This is a genomic window from Amycolatopsis regifaucium (genome assembly GCF_001613935.1).
Classification (GTDB): domain Bacteria; phylum Actinomycetota; class Actinomycetes; order Mycobacteriales; family Pseudonocardiaceae; genus Amycolatopsis; species Amycolatopsis regifaucium.
In genome coordinates this window covers 1225870-1245919 of the sequence record NZ_LQCI01000034.1, presented here as the reverse complement: position 1 = coordinate 1245919, position 20050 = coordinate 1225870, and the positions used below count along the sequence as shown (strand labels likewise).

The window sequence follows — 20050 nt, the reverse complement described above, 5'->3', positions numbered from 1 at the left end:
TCCGGAGCCGACGAGGGGACCCGCATGACGAACCCGCACGACCCGTATGGGCAGCAGCAGCCCTACGGTCTCCAGCCGTATCAGCCTCCGCAGCAGTACTACGCGCAGCCCTACGGCGCTCTGCGGCCGCCGGACCAGGGCATGGCGGTGGCGTCGCTGGTGTGCTCGCTGATCGGGCTGGTCATGTGCTTTCCGGCGATACTGGGGATCGTCTTCGGGCACATCGCGCTGTCCAAGGCCAAGCGCGGCCAAGCGGGCGGCCAGGGCATGGCGCAGGCCGGGTTGGTCGTCGGCTACGTGGTCACCGGGCTGTGGCTGGTCCCGCTCATCCTGTGGTTCGTTTTCGTGGTGCTGGCGATCGGTGCCGCGGGCGTCTCCTGACCCGTTCCCGGATACGGTGGTGTCCCGCACGAACCAGGGGGCAACCGGATGAGCAGTTCCGACTCGCAGGGCACTCCGTCGACGAACGACTCGACGTCGTCCTACACCGACTCGACCACGTTTTCGGACCCGACTTCCGCGTCCGAAACGGTGTCGAACCCGTCGCCCGCGGAACCACAGCAGTTCCAGCCGCCCGCGCCCTTCGAACCGCCTCCGCCGTTCGAGCCGCCCGCACCGTTCGAGGCCAAGCCCGCCGAAGAAGCGCCTCCCGCCGCTTCGGAGGCGTACGCGCAGACCATCGACCCGCTGACCGCCGAACCGGTCCAGCCCGCCTTCGCGGCTCCGGACACTTCGGCGCCGGTGTACGCGCCTGTGCCCCAATACGCGCCGGCGCCTCAGCCGATGGTCTCTTACCCGCCGTACAACCCGTACGCGGCGTCGATGCCACGCCGCTCGCAGGACAACGGGATGGCGATCGCCGGACTGGTGTGCTCGCTCGTCGGGATCTGCTCGTTCGTGACCGTGATCATCGGGCTGATCCTGGGGCACATCGGACTGGCGAAGGCGAACCGCGGCGAAGCGGGCGGGCGCGGCATGGCGCTCGCGGCGGTGATCATCGCCTACGTCGTGATCGCGCTGTACTCGGGCTTCTTCGGCACCTTGATCATCTTGGGCACCAACGGCTACCTGGATTAGCTCGCACCTGCGTGAGGTTCCCCAGGACGAGAGGGCTAAAGGATCGCGCAGCGTCCGTGTCGATGTACGCCGCCAGGTCGAAGATCTGGCGAAGTTCGAAGGGTATGTCGACGTTGATCGTCGAATCGTGGTGCGCGAGCCGGTTCCGGAACTTGCGGACCCGCTCGACCGCGACGGCGACTTGCTTCCGCTTTCCCGACGAGTTCGGGAAAGCGCCATGGAGACAGTCGCGCCAGAGCTCCTCGTACTTGGGACCGAGCAGACCGGACCAGAAACCGAAGCTCAACCTGGCGGTGATCTGGTGCCGGGTTTCCTTCCGCTGGGGGCGTAGCCGTTCCCGCACAGCGGCCACGGCCTCCGCCACATGGTCCCCTCCAGGAGTCGGCATGGCCGACGACCCCGAAAGTGGCGGAAGATGTTCGTGCACTCCACTCGTACAGCCGCAGGGCCGCGACCTTGTCTCCTGACGCCCCCTCCGGATAGGGAGCCATCCGGGGTTCGGACAGCAGGTTCCAGACCATGAACTCTTCGGTCTCGACGGACGGCACCCGAAGATGCGACCGTCAGTGACGAACGCCCCAGTGTCGCCTCTGCATGCAAGCGCCTGGGGCTTCTTCGTGCCTCAGGGACGCGGGGCCGCGTCGTCCGGTTCGCGAGGCGCGGGCGCGACCTGACCATTGGCGTCCGAAGCGTCCGAAGCGTCCGAAGGCGGCGTCTCCCGCTTCGGCGTGTTCGCGTCGAGGAAGCGCAACAGCTCCACCGGGAACGGCAGGACCAGTGTCGAGTTCTTCTCCGCCGAGACCTGCACGACCGTCTCCAGCAGGCGCAACTGCAGCGCCGCCGGGGTGTCGGCCATGGTCGCGGCCGCCTGCGAGAGCTTGTGCGACGCCTGCAGTTCGCCGTCGGCCGAGATGACCCGCGCACGCCGCTCGCGTTCGGCTTCGGCCTGGCGTGACATCGAGCGTTTCATCGACTCCGGCAGCGCGACGTCCTTGATCTCCACCCGGTCGATGTGGATGCCCCAGTCCAGCGCCGGGCTGTCGATCATCAGCTCCAGGCCTTCGTTGAGCCGCTCTCGGTTGGACAGCAGGTCGTCGAGGTCGCTCTTGCCGATGATGGACCGCAGCGACGTCTGCGCGACCTGCCCGACGGCCGAGCGGTAGTCCTGCACGTTCACCGCCGCCAGCACCGGATCGATCACCTTGAAGTACACGACCGCGTCGACCCGCACGGTGACGTTGTCGCGGGTGATGCCGTCCTGCGCGGGGATCGGCATCGTGACTATCTGCATGTTGACCTTCTGCAGTCTGTCCGCGAACGGCACCAGCAGCGCGAGCCCCGGCTGCCGGATGTTCGGGCGCACCCGCCCGAACCGGTACACGAGACCGCGTTCGTACTGTTTCACCACTCGAAGGCTGGCCGCCAGCCACGCACCGCCCGCGACGGCGACCGCACTGAGAATCTCCACCACCATGGCTGCTCCCGGGGTTGTTCTCGCTCTTCACGGTACGCCCGGCAGGTCACGGAGGAAACAGGCTGGACACGCCTGCCAAGGTGAGTCCGTGACCGGTTTCAAGATCCCGCCCAAGTTCCTCGACCGCGCCGCCGATCTCGGCCCCGGAGCCGCCGAATGGCTCGACTCGCTGCCCTTCCTCGCCGAGAAGTACACCCGCAAATGGAGTCTCGACTACGACGGCGAGGCCATGCACGGCTTCGTCGGCGTCGCCCAGCCCGTCCGCCGGGCCGACGGCAGCCCCGCGATCCTCAAACTCGGCTGGCCGCACGAGGAATCCGACGACGAACCGCTCGCACTGTCCACATGGGCCGGTCAGGGCGCAGTGCTGATGTACGACAACGTTCCCGAGGACGGCGTCCTGCTTCTGGAGCGGCTCGACGCCACCCGCTCACTCGAAACCGAGCCGATCCAGGAGTCCGTCGAGACCATCGGCGCGCTCGCGCGGCGGCTGGCCGTCCCGGCCCCCGAAGCACTGCAGCGGTCCCTTCGCGAAGAAGCCGAGGAGCTGGTGACCGAACTCCCGGAGATCTGGACCGGACTCGGCGAGCCGTTCGAACGGAAGTACCTCGACGCGGCGGTCGAGATTTGCGTGCACCTCGGGCCGGACGCCGGTGAGCTGATGGTGAACGAGGATCTGCACTTCGAGAACGTCCTGGCGGGCGAACGCGAGCCGTGGCTGGTGATCGATCCGAAGCCGCTCTCGGGCGACCTCGAATTCGGCGCGATCTCGATCCTCTGGAACCGGGCGAAAGAGTCTACAATGGACGAAAAGTTCCGCTGGTACACCACGGCGGCGGGCCTGGACGCCGAACGCACGCGGGCGTGGACCCTCGTGCGCGCGGTGCAGAACTGGATCTGGCTGCACGAAGATCTCGCCGAGGGCGCGTCGCCCGAGATCCTCGCCGAAGATCCGGCCTACGCCACCGTTCCGGAGATCGCCGCCTGGGCATTGCGGTGATCACACGAATCGTCTCCGGCCCCGGGAGCGGATAACCTTCGGGCATGGCAGCCGTGAACAGGGTATTCGCAGCTCAGTTGGCCGGTTTGCCGGTTTTCGGACCCGATGGCGAATCGATCGGCAAGGTGCGGGACGTGGTGGCGGGCCTGCGCCTCGATCAGCAGCCGCCGCGGATCCTGGGCATCGTGGTCGAGCTGATGACACGGCGCCGCGTGTTCGTGCCGATGTTGCGCGTGACCTCCATCGAGCCCTCCGCCATCACGCTCGCCACCGGGTCGGTCAACATGCGGCGGTTCCATCAGCGGCCCAACGAGGTACTGGTGCTCGGGCAGTTGCTGGACGCGTACGCCACCCTCTCCGGGTCTCAAACCCGGGTCACCGTTGTCGACGCCGCCATGGAGCCGACGCGCACCCGGGACTGGGTGCTCGCGAAACTCGCGATCCGCGAGCGGTCGAGCAGACTCGGCCTCGGCAGGCGGCGCGCGCCGATGCAGGTGCTGCCGTGGGCGGAGGTGTCCGGGCTGGGGCTCACCGATCTGACCGGTCAGACGCAGGGCGCGGCGCAGCTGCTGATGCTGTTCGACACCATGCGCGCGGCGGACGTCGCCGCCACCGTCCGCGATCTGCCGTTGAAGCGGCGGCACGAGGTCGCCGACGCGATGGACGACGAGCACCTCGCCGACGTCATCGAGGAACTCCCCGAGGACGACCAGAAGGAACTGCTGGCCTACCTCGCCGAGGAACGGGCCGCCGACATCCTCGAAGCGATGGACCCGGACGACGCCGCCGATCTGCTGGCCGAACTGGCGCCCGCCGAGCAGAGCCGGTTCCTGGAGCTGATGGAACCCGAGGAGTCCGCGCCGGTGAAACGGCTGCTGGAGTACTCCTCCGACACCGCAGGCGGGCTGATGACGCCTGAGCCGGTGGTGCTGACGCCGGACGCCACGGTCGCGGAGGCGCTCGCGCACATCCGCAACGCGGACCTGCCCGCGGCGCTGGCGAGCATGGTCTTCGTGTGCAGGCCGCCGACGGAGACGCCGACCGGGCGCTTCGTCGGCGTCGTCCACTTCCAGCGGCTGCTGCGCGAACCACCGGCGGAGATGGTGGCGAGCGCCGTCGACATCCAGTTGCCCGCGCTCCGGCCGAAGGCCACGTTGTCCGAGGTCACCCGCTACTTCGCCGCCTACAACCTCACCTGCGGCCCGGTGGTGGACGCCGAGGGGCATCTGCTCGGCGCGGTCACCGTCGACGACGTACTCGACCACCTGCTCCCGGAGGACTGGCGCGAGACCGGCCTGCACGACATCACCGGCGAGACCACCGAAGAGAGCGAGGAGGCCGAACGTGCCTGAACTGACGACCGGGCGACGGCTGGACCAGCCTCGCGGTCAAGGCCGGTTCAGGCTCAACCTGGACCCGGACACCTTCGGCAGGCTCACCGAGCGGGTCGCGCGGTTCCTCGGCACCGGCAAGTACCTGTTCTGGCAGACACTGACCGTCATCGTCTGGATCGTGCTGAACATGGCGGCGGTGTCGCTGCGCTGGGACCCGTACCCGTTCATCCTGCTGAACCTGGCGTTCTCGACACAGGCCGCCTACGCCGCGCCGCTCATCCTGCTGGCACAGAACCGGCAGGACGACCGCGACCGCGTCTCGCTGGAAGAAGACCGGAACCGGGCCGAACAGACCAAGGCGGACACCGAATACCTCGCGCGGGAGCTGGCCTCGCTGCGGATCGCGCTCGGCGAGGTCGCCACCCGCGACTTCCTGCGGGGCGAACTCGACCGCCTCCGGGAGGATCTTGACGCCAAGCCGCGCAAGGCCAAACCCGACCGCACGCCTACCGGTACTTGATCTTTGCGGATCAGCCCCTTCCCGCGATCCCATCGCCAGGGCGCGCGCTGGTCAAACAGGTGACTTCTCGACTCAGGGCGCCCTGCCGCTGTGATCCCGGGGCCTTCGGCCAGGGCGGGTTCGTCCAGCTCCGCCTACCGGTACGTAACATGGACGTGTGACCAGTACGCAGCAACTCCCCAGCGTCGACGACGTCCGCACCGCGCTGAAGGCCGTGTACGACCCGGAGATCAAGAAACCGATCACCGACCTCGGCATGGTCAAGGGCGTGGAGGTGGGCTCGGACGGTGTGGTCACCGTCGGGATCTACCTGACGGTCGCCGGCTGCCCGTTGAAGGCGACACTGACCAAGGACACGACCGACGCCGTCGCGAAGCTCCCCGGCGTCAACGACGTCCGGGTCGAACTCGACGTGATGAACGACGAGCAACGCACGGAACTGCGAAAATCGCTGCGCGGTGACGCCACGGAACCGGTGATCCCGTTCGCGCAGCCGGGTTCGCTGACGCGGGTCTACTGCGTCGCGTCCGGCAAGGGCGGCGTCGGCAAGTCGTCGGTGACGGTGAACCTCGCGGCGGCGATGGCCGAGCGCGGGCTTTCCGTCGGCGTGGTCGACGCGGACATCTACGGCCACTCCGTGCCGCGGATGCTGGGCACGCGGGAGAAGCCGACCAAGGTCGACACCATGATCATGCCGCCGCAGGCGCACGGCGTGAAGGTCATCTCGATCGGCATGTTCACCCCGGGCAACACCCCCGTGGTGTGGCGCGGGCCGATGCTGCACCGCGCGCTGCAGCAGTTTCTCGCCGACGTGTTCTGGGGCGACCTCGACATCCTGCTGCTGGACCTGCCGCCGGGCACCGGCGACATCGCGATCTCGGTGGCGCAGCTGATCCCGAACGCGGAAATCCTGGTCGTCACCACCCCGCAGCAGGCGGCCGCCGAGGTGGCCGAACGCGCGGGCGCGATCGCGTTGCAGACGCGGCAGCGGATCGCGGGCGTCATCGAGAACATGTCGTGGCTCGAGACGCCCGACGGCGGGCGGATGGAGATCTTCGGCTCCGGTGGCGGGCAGTCCGTCGCCGACTCGCTGTCGAAGTCGGTCGGCTCGCCCGTGCCGCTGCTCGGCCAGGTGCCGATGGACCCGCGCGTGGTGACCCATGGCGACGGCGGAACGCCGATCGTGCTGGCGGAGCCGGACGCCCCGGCGTCGCTCGTGCTCAAGGAGACGGCGAAGAAGCTCACTGTCCGGGCACGCGGTCTGGCCGGGATGATGCTGAACGTCACTCCCGCGGGCCGCTGACCCGGCGCCCCTCCGCAGCTGCAATGAAGGGGCCTTTCATAGCAAAATTTGCTATGAAAGGCCCCTTCATTGCGCTTGAGTGAGGGTGAAGAGCCCTCAGGTGGCGTCGGGGTCGACCGGCGGGCGCTCTCCGGGCTTCAGCGGCTCGGGTTGCGCGGCGGTCGCCGGGTAGCCGTTGGGCTTGGCGGCCCCGTTGGCCCCGTTGGCCCCGTTCGCGCCATTGGTGCCGTTGACGTCCTTGAGCCCCAGCGGATCCGGGTCGCCGTCGAACAGGTGCTGGGTGACGACCCGCTTCGGGTCGAAGTTGCGCAGTCCTCGCAGATCCTCCAGCGGCTTGCGCAACTGGTCGAACTCCGGGCCCATCTCCTCGCGCAGTTGCGTCTTGGCCCCGGTCGCGAAATCACGGACCTTGCGGACGCTCTTCGCCAGCCACGCCGCCGCTTCCGGCAGCCGTTCCGGACCGAGGATGAAAAGACCCGCGACGACGATGATGAGGATCTCGCCCCAGCCGACACTCTCGAACACCTGTGTGAACCTCCGCCTCGGCGTCTTCCCCGTTCAGGGTACCCGGCTGGACCGGCTAGTCCGAGGCCAGTTTCACGTCCACCACGAGTGACGACCCATCGCGGACAAGCCGGACAGGGACCACTTCGCCGACATCGCGCGCGCGGACCGCGACGAGCAGTTCCGCCGAGTCGCGGACGAGCCGCCCGCCGACCTCGGTGATGACGTCGCCTTCCTTGATCCCGGCCGCCGCGGCGGGGCCGCCGGGGGCGACGTTGCGGACCTGGGCGCCCATGGTGTTGGACCCCGCGACGGTCGACGAAGCGTTGATGCCGATGTCGGGGTGAACGACCTTTCCGTCCCTGATCAGGGTTTTCGCGATCTTCACCGCGTAGTCGCTGGGGATCGCGAAGCCGATGCCGATGCTGCCGCCCTCGGCACTGGACGAGCGGATCGCCGAGTTGATCCCGACCAGCGCACCGGTCGCGTCGACGAGGGCACCGCCCGAGTTGCCGTGGTTGATCGCGGCGTCGGTCTGGATGGCCTCGTAGATCACCGGCGCGCTGCCGCCGTCGCCACCCGCGGTCACCGGGCGGTTGAGCGCGCTCACGATGCCGGCGGTGACCGAGTTCTGCAGCGCCAGCGGCGAGCCGACGGCGATCACCGAATCGCCGACGGCCAGGTCGGACGACTTCCCGACCTGCAGCGCCGTCAGGTTCTCGACGTTGACCTTGACCACGGCCAGGTCGGTCTTCGGGTCGGCGCCCACGACCTTCGCCTCGACGCGTTTGCCGTCGACGAAGACGGCGGTGATCTTGGTGGCCGAGTCGGCCGTCGCGGCCGAGATGACGTGTTCGTTCGTGAGCACGTAGCCCTGGGTATCGATGACGACGCCGGAGCCCTGCTGACCGGCGTCGGCACCGGGCTTGAACACTTCGAGCGAAACCACTGCGGGCGCCACCCGGTGGGCGATGTCCGCGATCGAGCCCGCGGGACGCTCCTTGGCGGCGTCGGCCTCGGAAATACTGGCCTCACCGGTCAATTCGGTGCCGGTGTCGGCGAACCACCAGCCGATCAGCCCGCCGACGGCGCCGATGACCAGCGCGACGGCCGCGAGCATCGCCAGCGCCTTCATCTGCACACGTCGCCCGAAGAGGACTTCCGGCAGGCTCAGCAGTGCGCCTTGCGGGCGCTTCGCGTCCTTCTCCTCCTCCGAGTCCGCCTGCACGGCGGGACCGGCGAGTACCGCACCCGAGGTGGGGTCACGCCACGGATCCGACGTAGTGGCCCAGAGCGGGTCTTCAGCGCCGTTTCCGGACGCTTCGGAGCCGTTGGTCCCGTGCGGCCGCTCCAGCACGACACCTTCGGCACCCGGTGGGCGACGGAAGGCTTCGGCGAGCGATTCCGGGGTGGGCGGCGCCAGGTTCAGGCCGGGCGTGGCCTGCCCGTTCGTCCCGGGCTGATACAGCTTGTCGAAGGCGCCATCGACGCCGTGCGGCCTGCCGAACGTGGCCGCCTGCACCGGATCGACGGCGGGCCGGGCCAGCGGGCGCGGCGCCAGCCGGTCCCCCGCCGGGTCACCAGGCTGCTGCGGCTTCGCGTTCGGCTGCTCGGTCATCATTCCCCGGGGCTGAGATCTGGTTGGCCGGACGCGAGAGTACGCCAAGCCTCGGCCTTGATTCTGCCGTGACCACGGTGAAGTGCGCGTTGATTCCCCGGATCGGCCAAGAAATGTGACACCTGAGGCAACCGTGTCCCACCTCTGGCAGTCTAACGGGCATGTCGGAGAACCCGGGGGCTCCTTTTCCGCCCCACCACGTCCCTCAACAGGCACAGCAATGGCCGCAGCAGCAGTGGCCACAGCAGCAGGGCTGGCCGCAGCAGCCGCCCAAGAAGAAGGGCCTGTCCACCAAGGTGAAGGTGCTGCTGCTCGTCGCCGCGCTCGTCGTGGTCGGCGGCGGGATCGGCCTGATCTTCGTGATGAAGGCGGCCGCCGGGCCGGAGAAACAGGCCACCAAACTGGAGGCCGGCGACTGCGTCCAGCTGACCGGCGCCGGGAAAGAGGCCGATGCGGTGAAGGCCGCCTGCGACAACCCGCAGACGCCGTACGTCGTGAGCGTGAAGGGCACGGTCAAGGGCGACTGCCCGAAGGGCTTCTACATCCACTCGGTGCCGACCCCGATGCGCGGTGAAGGCGTCGGCCTCTGCCTGGGAATCAATGCCCAGGTCGGACTGTGTTTCAACGACATCGAGACCAAGACCCCGCCGCCGCTGGTGAACTGCTCGGGAGCGCGGCTGAAGATCAGCGAGGTGTTCGACAAGGCGAGCTACGTGACCAGCCCGTGCAAAGAGGGCACCGCAGAGGTGATCTCGTACACGGCATACGGCGCGACACAGAAGTTCAAGAGCGCGACGATCTGCTTCGTCAAACCCTGACGAAGCGGATCAGCGGGCCGACACGGGCACGGGCGCTGTCGAAGTGCTCGGGCTGGGCGCGGGGCTGCGCGGCGGTTCGGATCGGCCGCCGCCCAGCTGCGCGGGCAGCAGACCGGCGTTGACGCCCTGCGGGGGCACGAGTCCGGGACCCGGCTGGTCTTCGGTGCCGTCACCCGACGTCGCGACCAGGGCCAGAGCGCTCAGCACCAAACCCGAAACGACGACGCCGGCGCCCTGCGCGTACTTGCGCCGGGCGAGGCCGAACCGCCCGCCACCGAGGACGTTCGGCGACTGGCCCAGCGGAGCCGTCGAGCCCAACGGCGCGGTGCCTCCCAACACCCCACTGCCGCCCAATACGCCGGTGTCGCGCAGGCCGGCGACCCTGTCGGGCCGCTGGATGGCCACCAGCTGACCGTCCGCGGTCATCGCCAGATTGTCCGGTGCGCTGGGCAGTTCGGTGTTCTGCGGGATGGAGCACAGGCTCGCCAGGAAACCCGCCGACATCGACGGGGCACCCGCCTGTCGCACGGCGGCGACGGCCTGCCGTTGCGCCGCGACCTCGGCCGCACACGACTGACAGCGGGCGATATGCGCCGACGCCCTGTCCTGGGCGCCGAGGGACAGCTCGCCGTCGACGAAGGCGACGATGGCGTCCGGAAGCAGATGCGACTCGGGGAGCCCCCAACCTCGCGGTGCGGTCATACCCCCACCTTCGCAGACTCCGGCGCCGCGGCGCGACGACGCTCCAGAGAAGCGCGCAGCGCCTGGCGGCCACGGTGGATCCGGCTGCGCACGGTGCCGAGCTTGACACCGAGGGTGGCGCCGATCTCCTCGTACGAGAGGCCTTCGACGTCGCACAGCACGACCGCGGCACGGAACTCGGGCGGCAACTCGTCGAGCGCGGCCTGCAGGTCCGGGTCGAGGTGCGTGTCCGAGTAGACCTGCTCGGGGCTCGGGTCGTCACCGACGATGCGGTCGGTGTCCTCGGGGAGGCCTTCCATCCGCACGCGCGAGCGGCGGCGGGCCATGTCGAGGAAGAGGTTCGTGGTGATGCGGTGCAGCCAGCCCTCGAACGTGCCGGGCTTGTAGGACGCGAGGGAGCGGAAGACCCGGATGAAGGTCTCCTGCGTCAGGTCCTCGGCGTCGTGGGCGTTACCGGTCAGGCGGTACGCCAGCCGGTACACGCGGTCGGCGTGTTCACGCACGACCTCGTCCCATGACGGCGGCGTCCATGCGGCCTCGTCCACGGTCACCGGTGTGACCTGGTCCACGTGCTGGTCCTGCATCGTCTCCTGCATCGGGGAAGTAGGCACCTCCATCAGCGTCTCTCCCAACTACTCCACCCAACGCGGGCGATGTGCACGGTGTTCCCGTTGTCGAGGACCAGTCTGTCCGGCCTGCTTATGTTTCTAGTGAGACTGGACTGAGAGGAGGCTGAGAAGTTCGGTAGCAGGGAGTCTTCGCTCTTTTGTCGATAAGCAGCGCTAACCTCCGCGTGTGAATTCCGGGACGCATGCGGGCTCGCCTGCCGAGACCGCCGACGCGGGCCTCATCGTCGACGGGTACCACCCCGACGACGAGGTACTGGCCACCGCGCGGGCGCGGTCGGCCGATCTGGGGTGCGGTCCGCTGAGCGCGGGCGCCGGCGCGACCTTGCGTTTCCTCGCCACGACACTGCGCGCGAAAGCCGTCGTCGAGGTCGGGACCGGGGCAGGGGTGAGCGGGTTGTGCCTGCTCAGGGGCATGGTCGACGACGGGATCCTGACCTCGATCGACATCGAACCGGAGTACCACCGGGCGGCGAGGGCGGCGTTCCGCGAGGCGGGCTACCCGCCGGGGCGGACCCGGCTGATCATGGGCCGCGCGCTCGACGTCCTCCCCCGGCTCACCCCCGGCGGCTACGACCTGGTGTTCGTCGACTCGGCGCCGATCGAGTACCCGAGTTGCTACGAGAAGGCCGTCGCGCTGCTTCGGCCCGGCGGGATATTGGCGTTCCACAACGTCTCGGGGACCAGGGTGACGGATCCCTCACGGCGGGATCCGGACACGCTGGCGCTGCGCGAGGTCGCGCGGGCCTTCCGGGAGGACGAGCGGCTGGTTCCGGCGCTGCTCCCGGTCGGCGGCGGGCTGCTGGTCGCCGCGATCGCGTAGCAAGGGACCTTTGCTATCGCCTCAGGCCCGTTCCGTGAAGGCCTCCTTCCCTACTTTGAGGGTAGGGAAGGAGACCTTCACGGAACGGGGGACCATCACGACCACGGCGGCCACCGCGAGGGCCAGCCAGCAGGCGGTGAGCGCGATCAGCCAGGTCCAGCCCGCGTGCCCGTAGACGCTGGCCCCGGCGGCGCCGCCGACGCTGCTGCCGAGGTAGTACGACAGCGTGTAGAGCCCGCCCACCTGGCCACGGGCGTTCTCGGGCGCCTCCGCGGCGGCCCAGCCGTTGGCGACGGCGTGAGCGGCGAAGAAGGCACCGGTCAGCACGACGAACCCGGCGATGACGAGCGGCAGCGAATCGGGCAACGTCAGCGCCGCTCCGGCGATCGTGAGCAGCAAAGCCCCCGCGAGCGACCCGCGACGTCCGAAGCGGCCGACGAGCTTGCCCGCGGTCGCCGACGAGACCGAGCCCATCGCGTAGGCGAGGAAGACCAGCGACGCGATCGCGGGTGAGAGGTCCAGCGGCTCGCCGGTCATCCGGAAGCCGGCGGCGTTGTAGAGCGCGACGAACGAGCCCATCGCCAGGAGCGCGACGGCGTACTGGACCAGGAGGACCGGCTTCCGGACGGCTGCCCCGAGCCCCGCGAGGACCGCGCGGCCTTGCTCGCGCAGTACCGCTGACCTGCGGCGATCCGCGAAAGTGAGAGCAAAGGTCCCTTGCTCCCCCCGCGGCAGGGCCAGCACCGTGACCACCGTGCAGACCAGCCCGATCACCGCGACGACGATCAGCGCGCCGTGGTAGCCGAAGGGGCCGGCGGTGAACCCCGCCGCGAGCCTGCCGACCATCCCGCCGACGGTGTTCCCGGCGATCATCGCGCCCACCGCCGCCGCGAGCCCGGCCTTGCCGAGCCGTTCCGCGAGGTAGGCCGCGGCGACTCCGGGGAACCCGGCGATGGCGACTCCTTGGAGCGCCCGCAGCACGAGCAGCGCCGGATAGCTGGGCGCCAGCGGCAGCAGAAAACCGAACACGACCGAAGCGACCACCGAGGTGATGATCACCGGACGCCGTCCCACGACCTCCGAAAGCGCCGCGATGGGCAGTACGGCGATCGCGAGCGCGCCGGTCGCGACACTCACCGCGAGCGAAGCGCCACCGGGATCGAGGTGGTACTGCTCGGCCAGCTGCGGCAGCACCGGCTGTGGCGCGTAAAGCAGAGCGAACGAGGAGATCCCAGCCGCGGCGACGGCGATCGTCACGCGGCGTGTGGTTCCGGTTGCGGGCACGGTCTCGAAGCTAAGCCCCGCTAACCAATACGTCTAATACGTTCATCTGCGACAATCGATACCATGCTGAATGAGAGGATGACCGCCCAGCTAGCTCCTCAGCTCGCGCTCCTCACCGCACTCCGCCGTACGACGAACGTCACACGCGCGGCCGAACTCCTCGGCGTCCCGCAGCCCACGGTCAGCCGCCGGATCGCGGCGCTCGGCGACGCGCTCGGCGCCCCGCTGACCGTCCCCGACGGCCGCGGCATCCGGCTCACCCGGGCCGCGGAACTGCTGGCCGACGCCGCCGAACGCGCCCTCGCCGCCGTCGACACCGGAGTCCGCCAAGCCCGCGAAGAGGTCGACCCCGAATCCGGTCACATCGTCCTCGGCTTCCTGCACCTGCTCGGCCGGTCGCTGGTTCCCACGCTGCTCCGCGGCTACCGCGCAGACCACCCCCACGTGCGCTTCACGCTGGTCCAAGGCTCACGACAGGACATGGTCGACAGGCTGACCAGCGGCGAACTCGATCTCGCGCTGCTCGCGCCAGCCCCCGTCGACGACCCGCTCCTCGACACCGCGGTACTCGCCGAGCAGGAGATCTTCCTATCCGTTCCGACGTCGCACCGCCTCGCCGGCCAGCCGAGCGCCGCCATCGAAGACCTCAAGGACGAGGAATTCGTCCTTCTTGAGACCGGCTACGGCCTTCGCACGATCACCGACGACCTGTGCGCCGCGGCCGGCTTCGAACCGAAGATCGCCTTCGAAGGGCAGGAGTCCGACACCGTGCGAGGGCTGGTCGCGGCCGGACTCGGCGTGGCGCTGCTCCCCCGCTTCGAACCCGGCAGCCCGGCGGGCGTCGCGGAAGTCCCGCTGGTGCCACCGGTCGGGCGGACCATCGGGCTGGCGTGGCGCAAGGACGTCGTCCTGCCGCCCGCGGTCGCGCGGTTCCGGGAGCGGGTCCGCGCTCAGCCCCGTTGACGATCGTCAGGGTCGGTCACTGCCGTTCCTCCATCTCGCGGGCGCGATGTTTTCGCTAACTTCGGGTGAATGTACGACGACATCGTGGAGTTGGCGGGTGAGAGCCCGGGCTGGCTCCAGGCGGCGGGAATCGTGTTCACCGAAGCAGGACTGCTCGTCTTCGTGGCGCTTTTCGCCTGGATGTCGTGGAGGGCGCGCACTTCGCCCGTCCGGATCGCCGTGGCGCTGCTGCCGCCCGCCGCGACCGCGATCGCGTACCTGATCAGTGAAGGCGTGAAGAGCGTGCTCCAGGAGGACCGGCCGTGCCGGAACCTCGTCACGCTCGTCCACTGCCCGCCGCTCGACGACTGGTCCTTCCCGAGCAACCACGCCACGATCGCCGCGGCGGCCGCCGTCGGGCTGGCACTCGCCTGGCGGCGACTCGCGGCGTGGGTGCTCCCGGGTGCGGCGTTGATGGGCTTCTCTCGGGTCTTCGTCGGCGCGCACTACCCGCACGACGTTCTCGCCGGACTCGTCCTCGGCGCCGTGACGGCGTGGCTCGTGTTCCGGTACCTGACCGGCCCCGCGACCAGGTTCGCCCGCAGGCTCACCGCCCATGCCGGTGACGCGCCGACCCAGCCCATGCCCAAGGTGGACCTGCGGGGCGACAGCAAAGGTCCCTTGCTCCCGCCCCGCAGGTAACCGCAGGTCAGGCGTAGGAAGCGACCAGTTCGACCAGCGTCCGCGCGGCGAAACCGGTGGCTCCGGGCACGACGTCGGCGTAGGTCTTGTCGGCCCGCGCGGGCCCGGCGATGTCGAGATGCGCCCACGGCACGTCACCGACGAACTCCCGCAGGAACAGCGCCGCGACGATGCCGCCGGGGCCACCCGGCGCCTGCCGGACGTCGCCGAGCGAGCCCTGCACGGTCTCGGCGAGGTCCTCCAGCAGCGGCATCCGCCACCACGCCTCGCCGACCCGCTCGCCCGCCTTCGTGACCCGCTCCGCGAGCGCGTCGTCGGTGGCGAACACGCCGCCGGTGCGGACGCCGAGCGAAACCTTCATCGCCCCGGTCAGCGTCGCCGCGTCGATCACGGCGTCCGGCTTGTGCTTCTCGATGCCGTAGACGAGCGCGTCGGCCAGCACCATGCGGCCCTCGGCGTCGGTGTTGCCCACTTCGGTCGTCTTGCCGCCGTAGTGCCGGACGATGTCGCCCGGCCGGTACGACGAGCCGGACACGTGGTTCTCCGCGGCGGGCACCAGACCGGTCACCTTGACCGGCAGACGCAGCGCGGCGATCGCGCGGACGGCGGCGATGATCGCCGCACCGCCCGCCATGTCGGTACGCATGAGGTGCATGCCGTCGGCCGGTTTGATCGAGAGACCGCCGGTGTCGAAGGTGATGCCCTTGCCGACCAGCAGCAGATGCGTCGTCGCCCCGCGCGGCCGGTATTCCAGCTCGATCAGCCGGGGCGGCGCGGCCGAGCCGCCGCCGACGGCAAGGACGCCGCCGAAGCCCTGCTCCGCCAGCCACTTCTCGTCCCGCACGGAGACGGTCAGGTTCGGAATTCCGCCTGCCACACGGGCGGTGGTGTCGGCGAGCCAGGCAGGCGTCTTGATGTTCGAAGGCGCGTTCGCCAGATCGCGCGCGAAGGAGGCGGCCGCGGCGAGTTCGCGGACCCGCTCCAGCACCTTCTCGTACGCGGGCACGGCGCGCTCGTGGCGAGTGAGCAACCGCACTGTCCGCAGACTCGGCTTCGGCTCCTCGGCCGTCACCGTGAACCGGTAGCCGCCGAGCAGCAGCCCGAACGCCAGCTCCTCGACGTGCTCGGCACCGGCGTCTTCCGGCAATTCGACGGCGAAGGCGCGGAACGCCTTCTCTCCCGCCTTCACGTCTTCGTCCAGCGCCGCCGAGACGGCGCGGACCAGCGCGGCACCGGCCTTGCGGTAGTGGCGCGGTTCGCCGTCGCCGACACCCGCCAGCCAGCGGGTGCCGCCGGTCGGCACGGTCTGCACGTCACCGGCCTTGCCGGTGGGCCGCACGCCCCCGATCTCCTCGAGGCCGGCGTCACCGTCCTCTTCGGACGGCGCCGCGATCAGCGTGGCCAGCGGCGTACCGCGCCGCAGATCGGCCGAGACCTCGAGTTCGAGTAGCTTCCCCGGAACGGGGGGTAGCGGGTTACGCACAGTGAGCGACCTCCGGGCGCAGATGAACCGCGACCCCGGCCTCCGAAGGGAGACCGGGGTGCGGGTGGTTGAACGTAGGTGCGGTCCGGCTCAGCCGGTGACCTCCTGCAAGGCAGCGCCGAGATCCTTCGCTTCTTCCGCGGAGAGTTCGACGACGAGGCGCCCACCACCCTCGAGTGGTACGCGCATCACGAGGCCCCGCCCCTCCTTAGTCACTTCGAGGGGACCATCTCCGGTCCGGGGCTTCATGGCCGCCATAGCGTGCTCCCTCCGTCTCAACCGGCGCGCCCGGGTCGCGCTCGTCAAAGCCAGCCGGGTCTACTGTCCATTGTCCCTCATCAGCGGCCGAGCGCGAACGCGGACCGATCTTTTGCCGCCGTATCGGTGCTGGTATGCGGCTCGCGAGGCTGAAAGACTTCCCCAAGACCGCAGTTTCGCCGACTAGGAGATCCCGTGACCACATCCGACGTTCTGTTGACCGCCGACGCCGATGGCGTGCGCACCTTCACGCTGAACCGGCCGCAGGCGTACAACTCGCTGACCGTCGAACTCAAGGAACTGCTGCTGGCGGGGCTGACCGAAGCCGCGGCCGACGACAGTGTCCGCGCGGTCGTGCTGACCGGTTCGGGGAAGGCGTTCTGCGCCGGGCAGGATCTGAAAGAGCACGTCGGGCTGCTGCAAGCGGGTGACCCGGCGCCGCTACACACGGTCAAGGAGCACTACAACCCGATCGTCAAGACGATCGTGGGGATGCCGAAGCCGGTGATCGCGGCGGTGAACGGCCCCGCCGCGGGCGCGGGCGCGGCCTTCGCCTACGCGAGCGATCTCCGGATCGCGGCGACGTCGGCGAACTTCCTGATGGCGTTCGCGAACGTCGGCCTCGGCCCGGACTCGGGCGCTTCGTGGACGCTGCAGCGGCTGATCGGCCTCGGCCGCGCCGCTGAACTCATGTTGCTGGCGCGCACGGTCGATTCGGCCGAGGCGCTGAAGCTGGGCCTGGTCGGCGAGGTCGTCCCGGACGAGGAACTGGCGGCTCGCGCGCAGAAGGTCGCCGCGAAGCTCGCGGCGGGCCCGACGGTCGCCTACGCGAAGATCAAGAACGTCCTGTCGGTGGCGGCCGAGTCGTCCCTCGAAACCGCGCTGGCCGCCGAGGACGAGGCCCAGACCGCGCTCGGCGCGACGGCCGACCACACCGAGGCCGTCGAGGCGTTCGTGGGCAAGCGCAAGCCGAACTTCCAGGGCAAGTAGCCGGTCCCGACGTGCAATGAAGGACGCTTTCATCGCAAATTTCGCTAGGAAAGCGTCCTTCATAGCGCTCTTGGGACCGGTATCGAGCGCCTAGCATCCTGACGTGATCCCGACGCCGCCCCACCTCCAGGCGAAAGCCGCGGAACACGACCTCGGCGACTGCCTTCGTCGCTACCGCCGTCGACCAGGGGTGATCGGAACCTTCTTCGCCTTCGCGCCACTCGCGGGCGCTCTGGCGCTCGGGATCCGCGAAGGTGACCTGACGGGAGCGCTGGCCATAGTGCTGTTCGTGTGGCCGCCGCTCTTCCTGTGGTGGTGTGTGTCGACGCGGAAGCGTCTCGACGGCGGCCTCTACGTCTTCACCGGCGGTTTCGCGGAGGTCTACGGAACCAAAGTCCCGCACGCGATCACGTGGGCCGAAGTCCGCTCAGTGCGTTACGAAAGCACCGAGTACTGGTTCAACTACGTCGTCCCCTTCGCGTACGCCGCGAAATGCGCCATCGAACTGCGCGACGGTGGCGTGATCGAGTTCGACGGCACCTACCGGACGCTCCAACGGCTGGCCGAAGACCTCCACGCCCGATCCGAGCCGAGCTAACCCTTCGCCCGGAAGCATTCCCTCACGTGGTCGTTGACCATCCCGGTCGCCTGCATCAGCGCGTAACACGTCGTCGGCCCCAGGAAGACGAAGCCGCGCTTCTTGAGTTCCTTCGCCATCGCCTTCGACTCGTCCGTGATCGCCGGGACGTCGGCCATCGTGCGAGGCCGGACAGGCGACTCAGGCGCGAACGACCACAGCAGGTCGTCCAGCGAACCGTCCAGCTGCTCGATCGCGCGCGCGTTGGTGATCGCCGCCAGGATCTTCGCCCGGTTCCGCACGATCGACGCGTCTTCCATGAGCCGGGCGACGTCGTCGTCGGTGAAGGCCGCGACCTTCTTCGGCTTGAACCGCTTGAACGCCTTTCGGAATGACTCCCGCTTCCGCAGGATCGTGATCCACGAGAGCCCGGACTGGAACGACTCCAGGCACAGGCGCTCGTACAACTCCTCGTCACCGTGGAGTTCGACGCCCCATTCGGTGTCGTGGTACTCGACGTAGTCCGGGGCGGAGTTGCCCCACGAACACCGCTTGATCCCGTCCGAACCCAGCAGACCCGCCTCAGCCAACCCGGTACCCCTCCGCGTATTTCGCGAACCTTTGCAGGCTCAGCCGCAATCCCAGCTCGAATCCCGGTTTCGCGACCGGCCAGCCGAGCCGCCCGACGACGCCGAACGGCGGCCGCAGATGCTCCGCCCAGACGAAGGTCGACGAATGCGGCCCCTTCTCGATCACCTGGAACACCCCGGTGCCCTGCACGATCTTGCCGAGGTGCCGCACGACGCAGCGCAGCGGCGGTTCCCAGCTGGTGATCTCCATGGTGTCGGTGAACCCGATCCCCGCGACGCCGGTGAAGGCCGACAGCTTCGAGCCGACACTGCGCCCGTTGCCCTCGACGACCTTGACGTGGGTGCCGAGCATCCACTCGCCCTGGCGTTCCCAATCGGTCAGCGCGAGCCAAGCCGTCCCGGCCGGTACCGCGACGTCGACGGAGACGACGACGTCGGTCACCTGGCGCCCTCGCGTTCGGCCTCCAGCTCCGCCACCCTGGCGCGCAATTCGTCGATCTCGACGCCGAGCCGCCGCATCACCCAGTCCACTTCGGACATCTTGTACCCGCGCAGCACCAGCTGGTAGCGGACAGCGTGGATGTCCTCGGCGGTGATGTCCTCGGCGGGCAGCCTGGTCGGCGAACTGCCGGGCGGCAGCGGGGCCAGTTCCTCACCCCGGCCGAACACCACGGCGGCCAGCAGAAACACCACTGCGGCCACCAGCAGCATGACTAGGAGGTAGATCAGGGCGGTCGTCACGCGACGATCGTGGCACACGAACGCCACGATCGTCTCGCCAGCAAGGCGAGTCGCACGCTGAGCACCACCCAGACGATCATCAGGATCCCGCACGGCACGGACAGGAACAGCCGGGACGCGTCGATGAACCCGGTGGCGAACACCAGCAGTGCCACCGAAAGCAGGTTCAGCCCGACGGCCTCGCCGATCAGCACGCCGGCGGTCCGGACCAGCCGGACGCCGTCCATCCGCCGCGAGAGCCAGCGCATGCAGACGAGCGCGAAAACGCCCAGCACCGGCACGAGGAACACCGAACCGTGGGTGAACTGGGCGATGTACTTGTACCAAGCAGGCGTCGGCGTCGTGAACTGCGACCAGTCACCGAAGGTCCACTTGCGGGCGAAGTCCCAGGCGAGCTGCATCAACGGCACGCCGAGGATCAGTTTCCAGAGCGTGCGGGTGCCGCTGTGCATCCCGAGTTCGGTCTGGTAACCCTGCGCGATCAGGTGCACCGGCCCGAAATCGTCGACGGCGCGCCGCTGCGCTTCCTGTTCGCTCCAGCCGCCCTCGCGGTAGGCGTCGGCGGCGTCGTTGAGCCCGTCGCGCGCTTCGCGCAGCAGATCCCGCTTCGCCGACGCCGGGCCGTCGAGCCGCGCGCGCAGATCACCGAGATAGGCCTCGATCACAGTCATGCCGTAGTTCTCC

24 protein-coding genes are annotated in these 20050 nt (G+C 69.2%); 12 read left to right on the top strand and 12 right to left on the bottom strand.

The window, feature by feature from the left end; genetic code table 11:
• Positions 1-24 precede the first annotated feature (24 nt).
• Together AVL48_RS29930 and AVL48_RS29925 are read left to right on the top strand one after the other, a co-directional pair.
• Positions 25-381 (top strand): DUF4190 domain-containing protein, encoded by a 357-nt coding sequence (locus tag AVL48_RS29930; RefSeq protein WP_061988364.1) that lies wholly within the window; start codon positions 25-27, stop codon positions 379-381.
• Between the two features lie 48 nt (positions 382-429).
• Positions 430-1077: a DUF4190 domain-containing protein gene (locus AVL48_RS29925; RefSeq protein ID WP_061988366.1), complete on the top strand. Its 648-nt coding sequence runs from the start codon at positions 430-432 to the stop codon at positions 1075-1077.
• 622 nt (positions 1078-1699) lie between these two features.
• Here AVL48_RS29925 and AVL48_RS29915 read toward each other — a convergent pair.
• Positions 1700-2551 (bottom strand): slipin family protein, encoded by an 852-nt coding sequence (locus AVL48_RS29915; RefSeq protein ID WP_061988368.1) that lies wholly within the window; start codon positions 2549-2551, stop codon positions 1700-1702.
• 88 nt (positions 2552-2639) lie between these two features.
• On the opposite strand from AVL48_RS29915, the gene AVL48_RS29910 reads away from it, so the two are divergent.
• The 4 genes from AVL48_RS29910 (at position 2640) to AVL48_RS29895 (ending at position 6708) form a co-directional block, all read left to right on the top strand.
• Entirely contained in the window at positions 2640-3551 is a 912-nt protein-coding gene (locus AVL48_RS29910; RefSeq protein ID WP_061988370.1) for an aminoglycoside phosphotransferase family protein, read from the top strand.
• A gap of 44 nt (positions 3552-3595) precedes the next feature.
• The gene (locus tag AVL48_RS29905; protein WP_061988372.1) at positions 3596-4903 is read left to right on the top strand and encodes a magnesium transporter MgtE N-terminal domain-containing protein; all 1308 of its coding nucleotides are present in this window, start codon (positions 3596-3598) and stop codon (positions 4901-4903) included.
• Positions 4896-5405, top strand: a complete 510-nt coding sequence (locus tag AVL48_RS29900) for a DUF1003 domain-containing protein (protein ID WP_061988374.1) — start codon at positions 4896-4898, stop codon at positions 5403-5405. The genes AVL48_RS29905 and AVL48_RS29900 overlap by 8 nt, the downstream gene beginning before the upstream one ends.
• A gap of 157 nt (positions 5406-5562) precedes the next feature.
• Positions 5563-6708 (top strand): Mrp/NBP35 family ATP-binding protein, encoded by a 1146-nt coding sequence (locus AVL48_RS29895; protein ID WP_061988376.1) that lies wholly within the window; start codon positions 5563-5565, stop codon positions 6706-6708.
• Between the two features lie 96 nt (positions 6709-6804).
• Here AVL48_RS29895 and tatB read toward each other — a convergent pair whose 3' ends face one another.
• Both tatB and AVL48_RS29885 read right to left on the bottom strand, forming a co-directional pair.
• Entirely contained in the window at positions 6805-7233 is a 429-nt protein-coding gene (tatB, locus tag AVL48_RS29890; RefSeq protein WP_061988378.1) for a Sec-independent protein translocase protein TatB, read from the bottom strand.
• A gap of 55 nt (positions 7234-7288) precedes the next feature.
• On the bottom strand, positions 7289-8830 hold the full coding sequence (locus AVL48_RS29885; protein ID WP_061988380.1) for a S1C family serine protease: 1542 nt from the start codon (positions 8828-8830) through the stop codon (positions 7289-7291).
• A gap of 161 nt (positions 8831-8991) precedes the next feature.
• Here AVL48_RS29885 and AVL48_RS29880 point away from each other — a divergent pair, with 161 nt between their 5' ends.
• Positions 8992-9648 (top strand): LppU/SCO3897 family protein, encoded by a 657-nt coding sequence (locus tag AVL48_RS29880; protein ID WP_061988382.1) that lies wholly within the window; start codon positions 8992-8994, stop codon positions 9646-9648.
• A 9-nt stretch (positions 9649-9657) separates the two neighbouring features.
• Here the strand turns inward: AVL48_RS29880 and AVL48_RS29875 are convergent, their stop codons facing one another.
• Together AVL48_RS29875 and sigE are read right to left on the bottom strand one after the other, a co-directional pair.
• Positions 9658-10350, bottom strand: coding sequence for a zf-HC2 domain-containing protein (locus tag AVL48_RS29875; protein WP_061988384.1), 693 nt, complete (start codon positions 10348-10350; stop codon positions 9658-9660).
• Positions 10347-10967, bottom strand: coding sequence for an RNA polymerase sigma factor SigE (gene sigE, locus AVL48_RS29870; protein ID WP_061988386.1), 621 nt, complete (start codon positions 10965-10967; stop codon positions 10347-10349). Before sigE ends, AVL48_RS29875 begins: the two co-directional genes overlap by 4 nt.
• Before the next feature lie 178 nt (positions 10968-11145).
• On the opposite strand from sigE, the gene AVL48_RS29865 reads away from it, so the two are divergent.
• Positions 11146-11799 carry an O-methyltransferase gene (locus tag AVL48_RS29865; protein WP_061988388.1) on the top strand — a complete coding sequence of 218 codons (654 nt, stop codon included), beginning with the start codon at positions 11146-11148 and terminating at the stop codon, positions 11797-11799.
• A gap of 21 nt (positions 11800-11820) precedes the next feature.
• On the opposite strand, the gene AVL48_RS29860 is transcribed toward AVL48_RS29865, so the two are convergent.
• Positions 11821-13056, bottom strand: coding sequence for an MFS transporter (locus AVL48_RS29860; RefSeq protein ID WP_177242265.1), 1236 nt, complete (start codon positions 13054-13056; stop codon positions 11821-11823).
• A gap of 105 nt (positions 13057-13161) precedes the next feature.
• On the opposite strand from AVL48_RS29860, the gene AVL48_RS29855 reads away from it, so the two are divergent.
• Positions 13162-14046 (top strand): LysR family transcriptional regulator, encoded by an 885-nt coding sequence (locus AVL48_RS29855; protein WP_425266082.1) that lies wholly within the window; start codon positions 13162-13164, stop codon positions 14044-14046.
• Positions 14047-14115: 69 nt separating this feature from the next.
• Entirely contained in the window at positions 14116-14727 is a 612-nt protein-coding gene (locus AVL48_RS29850; RefSeq protein ID WP_061988394.1) for a phosphatase PAP2 family protein, read from the top strand.
• A gap of 7 nt (positions 14728-14734) precedes the next feature.
• On the opposite strand, the gene AVL48_RS29845 is transcribed toward AVL48_RS29850, so the two are convergent.
• Positions 14735-16210: a leucyl aminopeptidase family protein gene (locus AVL48_RS29845; RefSeq protein ID WP_061988396.1), complete on the bottom strand. Its 1476-nt coding sequence runs from the start codon at positions 16208-16210 to the stop codon at positions 14735-14737.
• A gap of 90 nt (positions 16211-16300) precedes the next feature.
• Positions 16301-16468, bottom strand: coding sequence for a DUF3117 domain-containing protein (locus AVL48_RS38680; protein WP_005155393.1), 168 nt, complete (start codon positions 16466-16468; stop codon positions 16301-16303).
• A 195-nt stretch (positions 16469-16663) separates the two neighbouring features.
• Between AVL48_RS38680 and AVL48_RS29840 the strand changes: the two genes are divergently transcribed.
• Complete coding sequence (locus AVL48_RS29840; RefSeq protein ID WP_061988398.1) at positions 16664-17458, top strand: enoyl-CoA hydratase/isomerase family protein; 795 nt, start codon at positions 16664-16666, stop codon at positions 17456-17458.
• Between the two features lie 103 nt (positions 17459-17561).
• The gene (locus tag AVL48_RS29835) at positions 17562-18056 is read left to right on the top strand and encodes a hypothetical protein (RefSeq protein ID WP_143104652.1); all 495 of its coding nucleotides are present in this window, start codon (positions 17562-17564) and stop codon (positions 18054-18056) included.
• Here the strand turns inward: AVL48_RS29835 and AVL48_RS29830 are convergent.
• From AVL48_RS29830 to AVL48_RS29815, 4 genes are read right to left on the bottom strand one after another with little or no spacing between them, the layout of a single operon-like run.
• Entirely contained in the window at positions 18053-18625 is a 573-nt protein-coding gene (locus AVL48_RS29830) for a DNA-3-methyladenine glycosylase I (protein WP_061988402.1), read from the bottom strand. The two genes, AVL48_RS29835 and AVL48_RS29830, sit on opposite strands and share 4 nt — an antisense overlap.
• Complete coding sequence (locus AVL48_RS29825) at positions 18618-19067, bottom strand: SRPBCC family protein (RefSeq protein WP_061988404.1); 450 nt, start codon at positions 19065-19067, stop codon at positions 18618-18620. Before AVL48_RS29825 ends, AVL48_RS29830 begins: the two co-directional genes overlap by 8 nt.
• On the bottom strand, positions 19064-19366 hold the full coding sequence (locus AVL48_RS29820; protein ID WP_061988406.1) for a DivIVA domain-containing protein: 303 nt from the start codon (positions 19364-19366) through the stop codon (positions 19064-19066). The genes AVL48_RS29825 and AVL48_RS29820 overlap by 4 nt, the downstream gene beginning before the upstream one ends.
• Positions 19363-20037: a permease prefix domain 1-containing protein gene (locus AVL48_RS29815; RefSeq protein WP_082857794.1), complete on the bottom strand. Its 675-nt coding sequence runs from the start codon at positions 20035-20037 to the stop codon at positions 19363-19365. Before AVL48_RS29815 ends, AVL48_RS29820 begins: the two co-directional genes overlap by 4 nt.
• Between the last annotated feature and the right edge of the window lie 13 nt (positions 20038-20050).